General features: G+C 42.1%; 14 protein-coding genes. 8 read left to right on the top strand and 6 right to left on the bottom strand.

Translation table 11 applies throughout. The features are described from left to right. Window positions 1-23: 23 nt before the first annotated feature. From ASE42_RS06315 to ASE42_RS06285, 7 genes are all read left to right on the top strand, one after another. Entirely contained in the window at window positions 24-185 is a 162-nt protein-coding gene (locus ASE42_RS06315) for an aspartyl-phosphate phosphatase Spo0E family protein (RefSeq protein WP_034621810.1), read from the top strand. A 125-nt stretch (window positions 186-310) separates the two neighbouring features. Further along, window positions 311-532 (top strand): spore germination protein, encoded by a 222-nt coding sequence (locus ASE42_RS06310; protein ID WP_024425506.1) that lies wholly within the window; start codon window positions 311-313, stop codon window positions 530-532. 14 nt (window positions 533-546) lie between these two features. Then, complete coding sequence (locus ASE42_RS06305) at window positions 547-780, top strand: spore germination protein GerPB (RefSeq protein WP_003210877.1); 234 nt, start codon at window positions 547-549, stop codon at window positions 778-780. Window positions 781-810: 30 nt separating this feature from the next. Beyond that, a complete protein-coding gene (locus tag ASE42_RS06300; protein ID WP_056766099.1) occupies window positions 811-1,425 on the top strand; it encodes a spore germination protein GerPC in 615 nt (204 codons plus the stop codon). Further along, a complete protein-coding gene (locus ASE42_RS06295; protein ID WP_003210893.1) occupies window positions 1,422-1,598 on the top strand; it encodes a germination protein GerPD in 177 nt (58 codons plus the stop codon). The genes ASE42_RS06300 and ASE42_RS06295 overlap by 4 nt, the downstream gene beginning before the upstream one ends. Then, complete coding sequence (locus ASE42_RS06290) at window positions 1,598-2,029, top strand: spore germination protein GerPE (protein WP_024425504.1); 432 nt, start codon at window positions 1,598-1,600, stop codon at window positions 2,027-2,029. Before ASE42_RS06295 ends, ASE42_RS06290 begins: the two co-directional genes overlap by 1 nt. A 22-nt stretch (window positions 2,030-2,051) precedes the next feature. Then, window positions 2,052-2,270 carry a spore germination protein gene (locus tag ASE42_RS06285; protein ID WP_003211468.1) on the top strand — a complete coding sequence of 73 codons (219 nt, stop codon included), beginning with the start codon at window positions 2,052-2,054 and terminating at the stop codon, window positions 2,268-2,270. Window positions 2,271-2,317: 47 nt separating this feature from the next. Here the strand turns inward: ASE42_RS06285 and ASE42_RS06280 are convergent, their stop codons facing one another. From ASE42_RS06280 to addB, 5 genes are read right to left on the bottom strand one after another with little or no spacing between them, the layout of a single operon-like run. Beyond that, window positions 2,318-2,617, bottom strand: coding sequence for a hypothetical protein (locus tag ASE42_RS06280; protein WP_024425503.1), 300 nt, complete (start codon window positions 2,615-2,617; stop codon window positions 2,318-2,320). Window positions 2,618-2,637: 20 nt separating this feature from the next. Continuing rightward, a complete protein-coding gene (locus ASE42_RS06275) occupies window positions 2,638-6,033 on the bottom strand; it encodes an AAA family ATPase (protein ID WP_034621811.1) in 3,396 nt (1,131 codons plus the stop codon). Then, complete coding sequence (sbcD, locus tag ASE42_RS06270) at window positions 6,030-7,205, bottom strand: exonuclease subunit SbcD (protein WP_024425501.1); 1,176 nt, start codon at window positions 7,203-7,205, stop codon at window positions 6,030-6,032. Before sbcD ends, ASE42_RS06275 begins: the two co-directional genes overlap by 4 nt. Before the next feature lie 26 nt (window positions 7,206-7,231). Further along, window positions 7,232-10,936 carry a helicase-exonuclease AddAB subunit AddA gene (gene addA / locus ASE42_RS06265; RefSeq protein WP_056766098.1) on the bottom strand — a complete coding sequence of 1,235 codons (3,705 nt, stop codon included), beginning with the start codon at window positions 10,934-10,936 and terminating at the stop codon, window positions 7,232-7,234. Beyond that, entirely contained in the window at window positions 10,914-14,423 is a 3,510-nt protein-coding gene (gene addB / locus ASE42_RS06260) for a helicase-exonuclease AddAB subunit AddB (RefSeq protein WP_056766097.1), read from the bottom strand. The genes addA and addB overlap by 23 nt, the downstream gene beginning before the upstream one ends. A 151-nt stretch (window positions 14,424-14,574) precedes the next feature. Between addB and ASE42_RS06255 the strand changes: the two genes are divergently transcribed. After that, window positions 14,575-15,021 carry a ferritin-like domain-containing protein gene (locus tag ASE42_RS06255; protein ID WP_044334155.1) on the top strand — a complete coding sequence of 149 codons (447 nt, stop codon included), beginning with the start codon at window positions 14,575-14,577 and terminating at the stop codon, window positions 15,019-15,021. A gap of 196 nt (window positions 15,022-15,217) precedes the next feature. Here the strand turns inward: ASE42_RS06255 and ASE42_RS06250 are convergent, their stop codons facing one another. After that, window positions 15,218-15,628 carry a DoxX family protein gene (locus ASE42_RS06250; protein WP_024425497.1) on the bottom strand — a complete coding sequence of 137 codons (411 nt, stop codon included), beginning with the start codon at window positions 15,626-15,628 and terminating at the stop codon, window positions 15,218-15,220. Window positions 15,629-15,659 lie beyond the last annotated feature (31 nt).

Raw genomic sequence — 15,659 nt, 5'->3', positions numbered from 1 at the left:
AAATGTGAGAGTTGGCGTCCGTTATGATCAATTATGAAATTGAACAAAAAAGATTACATTTAATTGAGACTGCGAAAAAATTCGGGATGAATGCCGAAGAAACGATCAGGTGCAGTCAAGAGCTTGACACACTCTTAAATAAAGGCATCAAATCCACCTCTAAAGATTGCTCAAAAAAAGCGTAAGCCATACATCTAATTCCTCTCATCAAAAGCTTTCAAAAAGACAATCACACATTAAAAGACCCATCATAAGCTATGGTGAAACGCCCAAAACAAGTGCCCTAATTTTATAAAGGATGTGCACCGCTATGCCGGCTATTGTGGGAGCCTTTAAAGTAAATGCCGTCGGAACGAGCGGAGTCGTTCATGTTGGAGACTGCATCACCATTTCTCCAAATAGTCAGGTTAAAACGTTTGCTGGCGCAGGCAGTTTTAATACAGGTGATCAATTACAAATTAGCAACTACAAAAGTGTGACAAATACGTACGACAGTGATGTCATTGATCAACCGCTTGTTGGTAACTTGTAAGGAGTGAGGATCCGTTGAACTTCTATATTAATCAAGCGATACAAATTAATTATTTACGTGTAGAGTCTGTGAGTAACTCCTCTGTTCTGCAAATTGGGAGTGCTGGATCCATCAAGGCCCTTTCCAACCTGTATAACACGGGAAGCTATGTAGAAGCAGCGCCTGCCGCAGCAGGTACACAAGGAATTGAAGAATCTCAAGGCGCAAGCACAGCACCTTTTGTACCGCTTCAGTCACCAACAACTTAAGCCATCTGCAATCCCCGGAGGTGTATGTAAATGTATGATTATCAGAGCAACGCTTCACAAGTATATGGCATCATTCAAAAACACTCGCAACAAATCATGATGCTTGAAAAAAGGCTTAACGAGCTTCAGCAGGAAATACAAATGATCAAAGATAAACCGACAACGAATATTGAACGGATTGATTATCAATTTGATCAACTGAAAATCGAACGGCTGGAAGGAACGCTGAATATCGGCCTCAATCCATCTGATCCAAACAGTGTTCAAAACTTTGAAGTGGGCCAAACAACAACCCCGGGAATTGGAATGATGCAGCAAGAAATGGCTGGTCAATTTTTCAATCAAACACGGCAGCTTGTCGATGCATTTTTAAATGAAGAAGCACCAGAACTTCTTGAAGAACTAGAACAGCGATACGAAGGGTCTCTCGATGAAAGCAACAAACACCATATCATTGAGGATATTCGCAAGCAAATTGACAGCAGGATCAAATACTATGCGGGACAGCTGCCACACCGGGAAGATATGACACCGCTGCAGCGTTCACAGCAAATTGCTGAATATGTGAAGCATGATGTAAAGCGGGCGATTGAGCACTTTTTAGCCCATATTCCAAGTGAAACGAAAGGAGAGGAAAACGGATGAATTTCACAGTTGTCAACCGCAACATCGAGACTGGAAGCATTAAAGTAGTCGGGGTATCGTCTTCTTCCCTATTTATCATCGGGGACACAGACCATGTACAATTATCCTCGATTTTCGATACTCCGCCAGAATCACTGATTATTGGCCCGTTTGTTCCTCTGGCGCCTCGATAATGATCAAGCGCACATCTCAAGTAAAGTTCTCAAAGGTGAATTCTGTCGGGATTTCGAGTGTGGTTCAAATTGGTGATACTCAGGAGCTATGCCCGAAAGTCAAGGTATTAGCTGTTCAACGAACCATTAGTTTGTTTTATGGCTATGAAGCAGAAAATTTAGATGCGAAAGAATTTGAAGTGTATTATGAGCCCATTCCTTTGATGCTGCCAGAGCGATCAGTGAGAACAGCATTTTACCATGAAAAGCCTGTGATTAAAGTGTCTTCAATCCATGTAGAAGGGGTATCATCGTCCTCTGTCTATCAAATCGGCTCTACTTGTAGAATGAATGGCGTTGCGCGAGTGAAGCATATTAGAGAGCTGTTTAGCAATGATGAAAGTCCGCAAAACTCACAAATGGACCTACCTGCGCATATGATGGTGATATGACTTCGAATAAAGGATGTCGATTATGCCAGCAATTGTCGGACCCATTTACATTAACTCTATTTCTGGAGGCGTCGTAAACGTCGGTGACTCATTCTACCTATCGCCTAAAAGTTCGTCAAAATCTGCTTTAGGCTCTGGAGCGGGGAATACCGGAGATTTCTTGATATTAAATAATGGCATTAGCGCCACCAACTATGTGGATCCTGACTTAAATGATCAGAATATGGTAGGCAATGCATAAAGCAGCTCCTCTACATCCATTTCAAATAGAGGAGCGCTTTTTTATGCTTATTTCTTTCTGCGCTGTCTCGATTTTTTTGTTTTGACCAGCTTGCTTGCCGGCTGTTTCCGAATCCATTTGATGTACGAAGCAAGCTTTTCATCCTGCCTCAGCGCATCAATTGTGTTCAAACGTGCGGCAAGCTCCTGGTTTGTATAGAGGGCATGTACTTGTTTATGACAAGGGATGCATAGGTAGGCAGTCGGTAAAAAAGCCCCGCCTTCTTCTCTTGGGGTTAAGTGATGTTCTGTAAGCAGGACATCTTGTCTTCCGCACATTTCACATAATCCAATTGTTTGCTTTGCCACCCGTGTCATCACCTCAATATTTACATTAATTCCATTGAGACTGTTGTCCCTTTCCCGCTTGGATCTGCCGGATGGACAATCAGTTTTTTCGGCAACCGCATTTTCAATTCTTCCACATGGCTGATGACACCAACAGCTAAGTTTTGAGACTGTAATTTCTCTAATGCAGTAATCACTGTATCAAGCAAGTCTTGATCAAGGGTGCCAAAGCCTTCATCAAGGAAAAAGAATTGCAGCGGGAACTCACCTCTCAGCTGAATCTGCGCTGAAAGAGCTAGCGCAAGCGCAAGCGACGTCAGGAAGGTTTCCCCGCCGGACAAGCTGGACACTGGACGTCTGACACCGCCATTCGCATCATCACGCATGACAAAACCGCCTTCTGAATCAACCTCAATCGCATACCTTTGTCTTGTCAAAATACCAAGACGGGCAGATGCATCACGACTGACACTTTCCAGCTGTTCTTCTGCTAAAAACTCAACAAATGTATTTCCTTTAAACACGGTTTGCAGCTTATCGAGCCGATCAATTTCTTGCTGCAGCTCCGCCAAACGTTCATGAATACTTGCAAATCGCTGGTGATTTTCTTCCATTACACGCAGATGTTCATATGCAGAGCCGCTCATCACCGTTGCTTCTTCCAAAGCCTTTTCTGCCGCTTCTTTCCTCAGTTGAATGTCAGTCCATTGCTTTTCATCTAGTAACTCATCTTTCAGCAGTTCAGAAATTCGCTTTAAGTTTGCGGTACATTGCTTTCTTTTATCCTCAAATTCGTCAATTTCTTGTTTAACAGTTTGACGTACTGATTGATTCATGAAAGCAGATTCAATCTCTTGAGGCTTATCAAAAGGAGAAGACTCCGATTCTTTAGTCCATGCTTCACTTGCTTCTTGTTTTCTCCGGTCAGCCTCTTGAAGCTGACGCTCACAGCTTGAAAAATGACTTTGTGCTTCACTAAAGAGCTCCTGCGCTTGCTGTAATTGCTTGTACGATTGCTGTTCCATTTCATTGAGACGAGCAAGCGTGTGTTCAACCTCGATCAATTCATCAGAAATGGAGACAGCTTTCAATGGATATCTCCCTAAATCTGTTTCATATTGATGAATGAGCTGCTGCTGGCTTTCTAGCTGATGCGCTAGTTTATCAAGTTCCTTCTCTACATCGTATATGGCTGTTTGCAGCTGTTCTTTTGCCAGCTGTTTTTCTTCCAAAAATGAAATACTTTTCTCAATACGCTCTTTATAGCCTTCCGCTTGCTGGTCCTTTTCGTCGATCTGCTTTTGCATCTCTTGTACTTGGTGCAATGTAAAGTGCGGGAAGGCCTGTTCAAATTGAGACGTTTGCTCTGCAAGCTCAGATTGAAGCTCCTTGATCAGCCCGTCTAATTCTTCGGTACGCTGCTGATCAAATGTCATTTGATCTTTCGTCTTGCTTATCTCTGCTGCTTGATCATATGTTTCATCCATTAAACGAGCTCGTTTACGTTCAACTTCTTGAATATCTTGTTTCAAGCCTTTCCATTCTTGCATGAGATACTGCAAGGACTCCGGCTTTTGCACTGCTTCTACTGCTGCTGCAACTTCCGCACCTGGAGCTTTCTGAGATAAAAAGGCAAACTGCTTTACTAATTGATTGGCGTGCGTTTCCAATAGCTGCTTGGCAGCATACATGTCTCTTGTATATTCCTCTACCTGCTTGAGCTCTGTGTCCATCCGTTGAATCACTTCATCGATTTGTGCCACTGTTTCTTCATGATCAGTGTTTTCCAGTGCCTTTGGGTCATGATGAATCGATCCACAAACAGGACATGGCTCACCATCTACGAGCTCTGCCGCTAATTCTTTTCTTAATTCTGCCGCCCTAACAGCATCACGCTGTTTTAATTTTTCGAGCTTCTGACTTTGTTCTCTTTTACTCCATTCTGTAAAAGCCCGTTCAAATTCACATACATAGAAATAGAGCTGTTCAATCGCTTGAAACGATTGGTCTATTTTTTCATGATGGTCTTTTTGCTGTTTTTGAAGCTTTTCAAATGCTGCTGCGGTCTGTGATGATCGCTTTTTGAGCTCCTCCATCTTTTGTTCTTCCTTGTGTATGCTTTGGTGTATTCTTTGAACATTTTCGCTTAAACGCAAAGCATCCTGTACACTTTTCCGTTCTTTTACAGAGACTTGTAATTGCTCCAGCTCACGCTTCAGCTGTGTTTGTTTTGCCAGTGCACGTTCTAACAAAGATTGGAGATTGTCTGCTTCTTCTTTTTTTTGTAATAATTGCTGCGCTGTATCGTTTTTTCGCTGTTCGATTGCCGTCTTTTCCTGAAGAGCCGCCTCTTTTTTCCGTTCAATTTCCTTTAGCTGAAGCAGCTGCTCTTTCTTTTGAAGAAGTTCTGGCTCAGTTTCTATTTTCTTTTGCCTTGCTTGCTCATAGTTCTGTGTCATTTGATCATAGATCGTTCGTTGATGCAGCAGCTGATTTTCTGCTTCCTGCTTCTCTTTTAATGCTTGAGAAAGCTGATTTTCAGCCTTTGTTAATGCATCCGCATAAGGCTTTAATGCCTCTGCCTGCTCAGCAATATGAAGCTTGGCCTTTTTCTCTTCCATTGATGGTGCCAGTTGATTCAGATGGTTTAGTTCCGTCTCATAAGCTTCTCGTTCCTTTTGATACTGCCAAATTGTTTGCGCCTTTGTAAAAGCAGTGAACGCTTCATCCCGCGCTTGTTTTTTCTCATGAAAAATAGCCTTTGCCTGCTCAGCCGCTTCCTTTGCCTTTGCGAGCGCCTCTGGGCCAGCTTCTCCTAAGCCATTCAGCTCAGCAAGCAGTTCATTTTTTTGTCCATACTGATTCTGCGCCTTTGCGCGCAAACGTTTAACGAGCTGATCCCCATACTTCTCTAGGTTAAACAAACGCTGAAGCATTTGTCGTCTATCGGCTCCTTTTAAAGAAAGGAATTCTGCAAACTTCCCTTGGGGCAAGACTACCGCACGCGTAAAATCATCAATGGTTAACCCGAGTAATTCTTCTATTTTACGATTGACCTCACTCGCTTTATCTGCAAGAACTGTCTGCGTATCCCCAATTTCAATCAGACGGCATAGTGTCGTTCTGACTTTCATTTCATCTGCCCGCTTGAAAGCACGTTCGACTTTATAAGAAATGTGGTGTTCCTTTTGTAAAGCGAACGTAAAGGAAACTGACAGCTTCTCTTCCGCTTGGTTCAAAATACCATGTGTATTATTTAACGCACGTTCCACTTTTCCATAAAGCGCCAGGGTCATGGCGTCTAATATGGACGACTTTCCGCTTCCTGTCGGTCCAAAAATGCCAAACACACCTGCATCACATAATGAGCTAAAGTCAATTGTTTGTTCTTCTCTGAAGCTATGAAGTCCTTTAATGGTTAGCGTAATCGGCTTCAAGTCGCTTCCTCCTCTTGCATTTCATTGGCGAGCTCCAAAAACAGCTTGACTGTTTTTTCATCAGGAAGACCGCCGCCTGTCTGGCGCTCATAAAATTTCACGAACCGCTCTTCGATTGAGAGCTTTTCGGCTTGTTTTTGTTCTTCCATTTGCTGCAGTTCTTTAAATTTCGGTCTAATATGGACAAACCCGCTATGCTGCTTTCGGAGCTGATGAATCTCTTCTATGGAGAGCTGATCTGTTAAATGAATCTCTAAATCAATCCATGCCTGAAGATCCCGTTTTTCATCCAGCCACTCGTGTACTTGGCTCAATCCTTCAGTTGCCTTCCATTTCACAAGTGGTTTTCCGCTTGATAACAACACTTCCTTCCAGCTTGCTTTTTCATTAGGTTTTGCCTCTACAATCGTGACTGATTTGGCATATCCTGATTCAGAAAAGCTGTAAGCAAGAGGGGACCCGGAATAGCGGGCAATCGTTTTGGCACGTTTGATGGTTTGCGGGCGGTGCAAATGACCAAGGGCCACATAGCAGGCTGCTTCTGGCAGACTTTCAGCCGCAACGGTATATGCACCGCCTACTTCAATCGGTCTTTCTGAATCTGTTTGACTTCCTCCTGCCACATAAATATGGCTTGTTGCGATATTGACCGTATCGGCTTGAAATTGAGCGCTTAAATGTTGGAACGCTTGCTGTATTTTTAAATTGTAATGATCACGAAGCAATTTCTCTTCAAATGTTTCAGCCAGTACCTCGTTAAGTCTCGCTTCAGACGGATAAGCGAGTGCTGCAATGGATAAACGTTCACTCGAAGAAGGAACATCGACGCGGATGATGTCATTTGTCGGATATCCAATTAAATGAATCCCCTGATCATTTGTTAAAGGCGATGCGGCAGATAGTCGATCCGGATTATCATGGTTGCCTGAGATGACCACGACCTGACGTTTTCCTTTATCAGATAAGGCGGATAGACTTTCATAAAAAAGCTGTTCTGCTCTAGCAGGCGGATTCACTGTATCAAAGGCGTCTCCAGCCATGACAATGACATCAATGTGTTCGTCTTTTACGATTTGATACAGCTCATCTAAAAACTGTGCTTGCTCATCAAGCCGGCTCCGGCCTTCAAGGGTTTTTCCTAAATGCCAATCTGCCGTATGCAGAATCCTCATGTGATTCACCTCTCATTCCGATACATTTATAATGAAATTTCTAAATTCCCATCAAAGAAATAAAGAATTTTCTCCTCTAATGTTCTGTTTGTTAAACGTTCCACCGCTTTTGCATATAACGCTATTTGAGTTTCATAGCGCTTTTTCAAAATAGGTACAGCTGCTTCAAGACCGCCTGTATATCTGCCTTGCACTCTATCTGTTTTATAATCTAGTAAATATAGTTTTCCATCCGTTTCAAATAAACAGTCAATCATCCCTTGAATTAGGACAGGCTCCCCCTCTGCATCAATATGGCTGTATACCTCTTTAACAGGTAACACCATACTAAATGACACTTCTCGTTTCACCCAGTCCGCTTTCAGCAGCTTTTGACCAATAGAAGTAGAGAAAAAAGCGGAAATTCCTTCTTGATCAATTGACTGAACTTGCTCATTTGTTAGCAAGTCTCGCTGCTGTAAGGAATCGAGCAGCTGATGTATATGGATTTCATCGAGGGGCTCGTCAGAAGAAAGCGGAATATGCTGCATGACTGTATGCATTGCGGTGCCTTGCTCTGCGGCAGTGAGTGCTTTTTTCTTCATGAAAGCCGGCCGGTCATACAACGTTGCATGAGCTCTTCTAAGAGAAGAAGGAACACTGTACTCATCCTGTATTTCTTTCATTCTCTTTATCTCTGAAACAGACTGCTTTGTGCCGACTTGTGAGGCCGCTAGATACGGGTATCTCCATGAAAGTCTCTCTGCTACTTTCTCATCAGCATCACCATATCCTTCAACAGGTAAGCCGTCCATCAATGCTTGTACCACCTCATCTTGCTGCTTCTTTTCAAGTGACATATCTTCTTTTAGAAGATCGGAAGCTTGAGTAAATGAGATTGTGAATGCTGATGGGTGCGAAAGAACAACATCACCTGTTTCTTCTAAAATAGATGACATTGCTTGGTGACGGATGAGAGCAGGACCAATAAAATCTAAGTATGTTTTCGATTGATAACGTTCAAAATCAGGGAGGAGCCAGTCCTCTCCGGTTGCAGCATTTTGCCATTTGCTTAATGCCTTCACCTGATTTTTGACAGAGCCGACAAGAAATAATTTTTCCTTAGCCCTTGTGAGCGCTACATATAGAACTCTCAGCTCTTCAGATAATAGCTCTTTCCTCATCTTTTTTTTCATCGCAACAAGCGGTAATGTTGCATAACTAATTCTCAGCTCTGGATGAATATATTTGCTTCCAAAGCCTAATTCTTTATCAAGTAAGTAGGACTGGTTTAAGTCCATCATATTAAAGTTTCTGCCGAGTCCTGCGGTAAAGACGACTGGAAATTCTAATCCTTTACTGCTGTGGATCGTCATCATGCGAACAACGTCCTCTGTTTCACTGAACGTTTTTGCCGCCCCAAGATCATCTCCACGCTCCTGCATTCTTTCGATAAAGCGAAGAAAACGGAACAGCCCTCTAAAAGCAGCTTTTTCATACTGCTTCGCTCGATCATAAAGAGCACGGAGATTCGCCTGTCTCTGTTTGCCTCCAGGCATCCCGCCGACGTAATCTAGATACTGCGTATCGCGGTATACTTCCCAAATCAATTCCGCTACTGAATGATTCATAGAGAAATCACGCCACTTACGCAGCAACCTGAAAAATCGTTCTAGTTTTTTACATGTAGGGTGATCTGAATGAGTCACACTCATAAATGCTTTCACAGCATCATAATAGGTGCCTTTTTTATCACTCGTGCGGATCAGTGCCATTTCATTTTCGTCTAAATGAACAATTGGTGATCTTAATACAGCTGCAAGCGGGATATCTTGATATGGATTATCAATGACTTTTAACAAAGAAAGAATCACAGACACCTCTGTTGCTTCAAAATAACCAGAGGAAAGATTCGCATACACAGGGATTCCCTGCTTCTTCAATTCCTCCATCATTTGCGGTGCCCACGGCATGGAGCGAAGCAAAATCACAATGTCCCGATACTGCAAGTTACGGGTCATTTGCTGTTTTGAATCGTACACTTGAAATGGCTGCTCCACTAATTGTCTTATTTTTTTAGCAATGACTCTCGCTTCAAGCTGTACGGTTTCTAGCTCTTCTCGCTCTTCGTCAGTTTCTGCTTCCTGTTGATCTAAATGTACAAGAAGCATTTCCGTCGTTGTATCTTCGCTTTCTGGATAACTCGCTCCAAGCTTTAATTCAGCTTGTTCATCATATTCAATTTCTCCAACTGTTTCCCCCATCAGCTGTTTGAACAAAAAGTTCGTACTGTCTAACACATCTGAACGGCTGCGGAAGTTTTTATTTAAATCAATTCTCTTCCCTGTTTCTTTGCCGTCTGGTGTAAATTGTTTATATTTGTTTAAAAAGAGCATGGGCTCAGCCAGTCTAAAACGATAAATGGATTGCTTTACATCACCAACCATAAACAGGTTGCCCTCTGCAGCATGTTCCCCTTTAGATACAAGCTTTAAAATCGTTTCTTGCACAAGGTTTGTATCTTGATATTCATCAACGAGTACTTCTTCAAACTGCTGTTGATAGTACTTGGCCGCTTCTGTTTCGATCAAATTTCCTTCCGCGTCCTGCTCTGCTAAAATGCGTAAGCAATAATGCTCTAAATCCGAAAAATCCACGATTGATTTTTCTTGCTTCGCTCTTTCGAAACGCTGTCCAAATTGGATGACAAGCTCCACAAGTGTCTCGACCACCGGCTTCATTTCTGCTAAGCTTTTCAAATGCTGGGCCGGACTGCGCATAAAGTATTCATCTTTAAGCTTTTCTAATTGTTTTTTTGCTTGATTGCGTGCATCTGTGGCTTTTTCTAACAGCACAGGGTCATATTCGTCCCCTTTACATGTTTTGAGCCTTTTAAAATTGATGTTTGGCAAAAGCTCGTAAAGCTTCTCAAAATCATCTTGGTGCCTGATTAATTCATTGACTTGCTCTAAATCATCAATAAAATTTTCTGCTCTCGGTGCCGGCCCGCCCGGTTCTTTTGATAGGGCGAGAGCTCGTTCGAGCAGTTCCAGACAGCTTCGAAAAACGAGAGAAAGGTCCTCTTTGATATATGGGTAAAACGGTAATTGTTCTACTTTTGTTTGAGCATCTACATCATAAAGAGAAAGGAATGCCCTCATCCATTGCTCAGGTGAAGGGTGAGATCTGGAAAACTCATAAATTCTCTTTACAAGCCATTGCAAGTCTAAATCATGTCGATCAGAAGTGTAGCGATCAACCAGTTCAAAGAACGCTGGCTTTCCAGCCTTATATTCGTCCTCAAACAGTTCATCTAACACTTCATCTCCTAATAATTCTCCTTCTGTTTGATCAGCCAAACGAAAGCCTGGATCTAGGTCAATCTCATAGTAAAAGGTGCGCAAAACCTGCAAGCAAAAGGAGTGCAGGGTGGAAATATTGGCACGATTCATGAGCGACAGCTGTCTTCTCATATGAAGGGACCCGGGGTTTTGGGCTAATTCCTTTTCAAGTGCTTCTGTGATCCGATGCTTCATCTCTGCCGCAGATGCATTTGTGAAAGTCACAACGAGCAGACGATCCACATCAATTGGATCTTCAGGACGGGTCATTTTTCGAATCAGCCGTTCAACCAAAACAGCTGTTTTACCTGACCCTGCCGCCGCCGCAACAAGGATATCTTGTCCTTCTGAAACGATGGCTTCCCACTGGTCATCCGTCCAAGTACTGTTATTCGGTTTTGGTATTTGCATACTGATCCCCTTCTTTTTTGATCCGGTCTATCACAACATCATCCTTTTCAGATGAAAGCACTCTAAATTCATTATCCTCTATCGATTCATCAAATTGGCAAATAGACTTAAATGAACAAAAGCGGCATGGTGTTTGATCCTTCAATTTATATGGATTAATGGCTACCTCGCCATTTGTAATTCTTTCGCCTGCCTCTTCAAACGTGCGCCGAACATGCTGTGTGAGTATATGGAAATGATCTTCACTTAAAACAGCAGAGTCAGAACGGAAGGACCCATCCTTTTTCAAGCCGGCTTGAATGACTTGTGATCTTCCTGATTCAAGCGTTTGATCCATTAGCTTTACCGCTTCTACATCTTCAAGCAATAAACCTTTCATTCTAAATTTCTTGAATATTTCCTGTTCAATTTCATCCTCTGCAAGCGGAATCGGTGCTTGAATGAGCGGATCATGAATATGGAAATATAAAATGCCAGCTGGTGTTGCTTCTACACCGAGCCACTCCTTCGAATACGTAATGGTCAGGTCTAAGTATGTGAGCATTTGCAAGGCCAGCCCATAGTATACTTCTGCTAGATCAAGACCTTTCTCACTCGATTTGTAGTCGACGATTCTCAACAGCAGCCCTTTTGAACCTTCTGCTTTATCCACCCGGTCAATTCTTCCGACAAGCTCCATTGTGCAGCCATTTTTCAATTGAAAAGTAAACGGCGGAAGTGGTCCTTGGCCTCCAAAGCCTAACTCAAGCCCAACGGGAGAAAATCCACTCACTCTTGCATGCTCACTTAATATAGAAGAGACTCGAATCAAGATTTTCTGGAGTTTTTCTTTAATATAAGCATGCCGGTTAGAGCTTAATAGGATTTCCTTTTGAAGACGCGGTGCAAGCTGTTCGATTGCATGTCTTGAATAGTTGACACAGTCATCCTTCGTTAGGTTTTTCCAATCCTTTTTTTGTTCAACAAGCGTATCTGAAATATGCTTTAAGGCCGAGTGAAACAGCTGGCCGATATCGGGTGCTTCCAATTTATAAAATTGCCGGTCCTTTAGTTTTAACCCGTGGGAAGCAAAGTGAGAAAATGCACACGCATTGAATTTCTCCATTCTTGAAACACTGCCTTGAATGTGATCACCGTAAAGTTCTTTTGTGACGTTTGGTTTTAAGCGCTTCGCTCGATTTGTAAAAAACAAACTCGACAAGATGTTTTTTGATACATCCCGATGAGATGACGTCATCAAATAATTATAGACACTCCACCATACACCACTAATGGGATATTGGTTGAGCCATTGCTGCAGCTGCGAGACAGTATACGATAACGAGACATGCTCATTCGCTACAAATTTTAATTGCTCCTTGTCATCCAGCTGTTCCGGGTCTAACACATACAAAGCATGCTCATGATTTGGCATAAGCTCCTGACAATACTTGATAAGAGTCGAAGGCAATAGAGAGCGCCCCTCTTCATCTGACACTGAATAAGACAGATACAAATGATGAGATGGACTCGACAGCGCCTGGTAAATTAAAAATTGCTCATCTAGCAGCCGTTCCTTTCCTGTCTCTGCCAGCTCTGCTCCTGCTCGCTTTAACCATTCCCTGTCATCCTCAGACAATACACTTTCGTCAGAAGGGCGTGCGGGAATAACGCCATCATTTACCCCAATGATAAACATACACTTCACTTGATACATTCTAGATAAATCCATACTTCCGATAAATACTTGGTCGAGTGAAGGCGGAATTAAAGCGAATTTTAAAGAAGCCAATCCTGTATCCATCATCTGTTGGAATAAAGGAAATGAGAGCTCCTCCTCACCGAGCATTTCAACAAATTCATCCATTAATTGAATAACAGCATCCCATACTTGTCCATGCTGCATGGCTTCAGCTAATCTACCTGCTTCTTCAGCTTCCAGCCTAGCCTTTTCAAGTTTATCCGGCACCTGTATTTCCTCTAAAAAGACATAGACTGCCTCTACCATGTCTTTTACCTTTTGCGCTTTTTTCAGCCTTTTTTGCAATTGGAAAAGCGGAGGTGCGATCCATTCCTTTACATCATTCAGCATCTGTTCCATTTCAATTTCTTGATCTGTTTGTCCAAAATCCTCATCTAAGGATTGGAACCGCCTGTAATGGAAACGGGAGCCGTTTGTCCAGCGTTCTCCTTTTACACCATAAGCAATACAGTAGTTTTCAAGCTGATCTGCCTGTTCTCTCGCTTTGTTTCTGGCAAGTTCGAGCGGAAATAAGAACTCTGTCTTCACGCATCGAAACACGGCCTCATACCGCCAGTTTCCTTTTATGACATCCAAGCTCGAACGAATCAATTCAATGAGCGGATGATACTGCATCGATTCATTTCCATCAATAAAAAAAGGAATATCGTAATCTCGAAAAACCTCTTTTAACGTATCTTTATAGTCGTCTACATGCCGCGCTACAATCGAAATATCTCGCAGTCTAAGTCCTTCTTCTCTCACTAAATGAAGAATTTCTCTCGCTACTCCCTCAATTTCAGCTCGTTTACTCGCACTTTTAGATACTGTGAGATGAGGAGTGACTTCCTGATATGGCTGCACCGGTCTCTGCTCATATTGCTGTTCTAAATAAGCAAGATCCGGCGTATGAAGATGACGGTTATTTCCCTCCAAAATGTGCTCAGAAATGGCCGCTCCGCACTCTTTGGCAAGCTGATAGAGCTGGAAATACGTTTTACCTGTCATACGAAATAAATCAAGTTCATTTGGCTGCTTATCATGATAGGAACGATCCACTGTGAAAGCAGCCGTTATTTTCTCAGCATGCAGCAGAAGCTGTTCAATGACGAGGAGCTGCTGTGGTGTAAATTGATAAAAACCATCTATATAAATGTGTGCTCCTTTTATTTCTTCAGATAAAGGAATTTGCTGCGTGAGAAGTGTCAAATAGTCTTCTGAGTGCACATATTCATCTTGTAAATGCTGCTCCATCTGCTGATAAAGAACATGCAGATCATGCAATTTCTCGGCTGCCCGTCTTTCTTCTGTATACTCTGAATGCATGCTCGATAATGAAATTTTTTCAATATCCTCCGGCAGCATGCAGTATCTCTTGAACTCAGCCATCGTCTTTTCGATTTGCTCCACAAACCCCGGCTTATCACTCGCTTTTTTGAATACCTTAAACTTTTCTTTCTCCTCTTCAATCACTTTTCTTAAAAGCATTTGAATTCCTGTGCTTGTCACAAATTGCCGGTTCGCTCCGCCAGTCTGCTGTAAAATAGACCAAGCAAGACGCGTGAAACTAAATACTTTGGCCCTGATCATCCCGCCAGCTTCAGACGTTTTTGCAAGCTCGTATTCCATTAAGAATGTCATTTGATCCGGGACTAAAAAAATGATTGGCGGACCCAACGGATCAAGCCGAAGCTGTTCTTTGATTTCCTCTAAGATTGCAGTCGTTTTCCCACTCCCCGATCTGCCTGCTAAAAACTGAATCTCCACGCTCCACAACACCTTTCTTATGTACTCATATTCTAGCGAAAATAAAAGTAAATAGCTATTTCCCCTTCTCCTTCCTAAAAAGATATAGGCACCTTTCCTTACTCTTCTCATATCATAAACCATCATGAACTCAAAGGAGGCTGGCAATATCATGTATTACGGTTATTATGACTACTCACCATATGACATGCGCCAAAACACAAGAATCATTTCAGATCTTGAAAAAGCAATCAATGGTGAATATTCTGCGATCCAATGCTACGAAAAACTTGCCCAAAGAGCAAAAACTCCTGAGGCAAAAAAAATCATTCAAGAAATACGCCAGGATGAAGTCAGACACTATCAACTATTTTCAAAGCTATATTATTCTTTAACAGGTAAAAACCACAAACCAAGCATAACAGAACCTTGTCCAGATCAATTTAGAGAAGGGCTTCTTTTCGCATTTAAAGATGAACAAAGAACGGTCGATTTTTACTTAACGATATCAGATTATGTCCGGGATCAAGGAACAAAAGAGCTGATGAAACGTATCGCTCAAGATGAACAGCAGCATGCTGTATGGTTTTTATATCTTTTAACGCACCATGTGTCTTAGATAGTCCTATTTTAATAGGAGATCGTATGTTCCGTCAAAAAATGAAATTGTCTTTTTATTCATTCAATCTATAAAATAAAGGACGATTCTCAGCAAACCTCTCATCTCTTTCACTTTTTCAAACGTGAAAACGACAATTTGTAAATAAAAAAACTCCTTTGCCACAAATAGCAGAAGGAGTTTTTTTCATGATCGTTTAATGAAATTTTGCTTCATTGCTTTGCTGCTGATGTTTTAGCATCCCATCAATGGACAGCATCTTACTGCCGCTAAGTGTTAAATAAAGCGCCATGACAAGCAGCGATAGTTCAAATTCATAACCGCCCACAAATCCTTTAGAAAAACCAACCGTCATAATCGCCACAGCCATAATGGGTACAAATAAGGCTGCGAAAATACGTGTTCCTAGACCTAAAATCAAGGCGATACCACCGACCAGTTCAATTGTCTTCACAATATAGGCCATAAATTCCGGTATACCGATTTGTCCAAAGAATGCCGCTGTTCCTCCCAGACCTCCTTGATATGCCTGAAGTCCGTGTAGAAAGAAGATGATACCTAAAATAACACGTACGAAAAGTGTTCCTATTTCTTGATTTGTTTTCATATAGTGATTTCCTCCTGTTTTTACACTACAT

Source organism: Bacillus sp. Root920 (assembly GCF_001429445.1).
In the GTDB taxonomy this organism is placed as follows: Bacteria; Bacillota; Bacilli; order Bacillales; family Bacillaceae; genus Bacillus; species Bacillus safensis.
Note: the sequence above shows the minus strand (reverse complement) of the source record. Positions and strands in the feature narration are given on the sequence as shown.

Excerpts from the sequence above, each read along its gene's own strand:
- ASE42_RS06285 (WP_003211468.1), top strand. The coding sequence starts at position 2,052 with ATGCCAGCAATTGTCGGACCCATTTACATTAACTCTATTTCTGGAGGC.
- ASE42_RS06315 (WP_034621810.1), top strand. The coding sequence starts at position 24 with ATGATCAATTATGAAATTGAACAAAAAAGATTACATTTAATTGAGACT.
- ASE42_RS06300 (WP_056766099.1), top strand. The coding sequence starts at position 811 with ATGTATGATTATCAGAGCAACGCTTCACAAGTATATGGCATCATTCAA.
- ASE42_RS06310 (WP_024425506.1), top strand. The coding sequence starts at position 311 with ATGCCGGCTATTGTGGGAGCCTTTAAAGTAAATGCCGTCGGAACGAGC.
- ASE42_RS06290 (WP_024425504.1), top strand. The coding sequence starts at position 1,598 with ATGATCAAGCGCACATCTCAAGTAAAGTTCTCAAAGGTGAATTCTGTC.
- ASE42_RS06295 (WP_003210893.1), top strand. The coding sequence starts at position 1,422 with ATGAATTTCACAGTTGTCAACCGCAACATCGAGACTGGAAGCATTAAA.
- sbcD (WP_024425501.1), bottom strand. The coding sequence starts at position 7,205 with ATGAGGATTCTGCATACGGCAGATTGGCATTTAGGAAAAACCCTTGAA.
- ASE42_RS06250 (WP_024425497.1), bottom strand. The coding sequence starts at position 15,628 with ATGAAAACAAATCAAGAAATAGGAACACTTTTCGTACGTGTTATTTTA.
- addA (WP_056766098.1), bottom strand. The coding sequence starts at position 10,936 with ATGCAAATACCAAAACCGAATAACAGTACTTGGACGGATGACCAGTGG.
- ASE42_RS06255 (WP_044334155.1), top strand. The coding sequence starts at position 14,575 with ATGTATTACGGTTATTATGACTACTCACCATATGACATGCGCCAAAAC.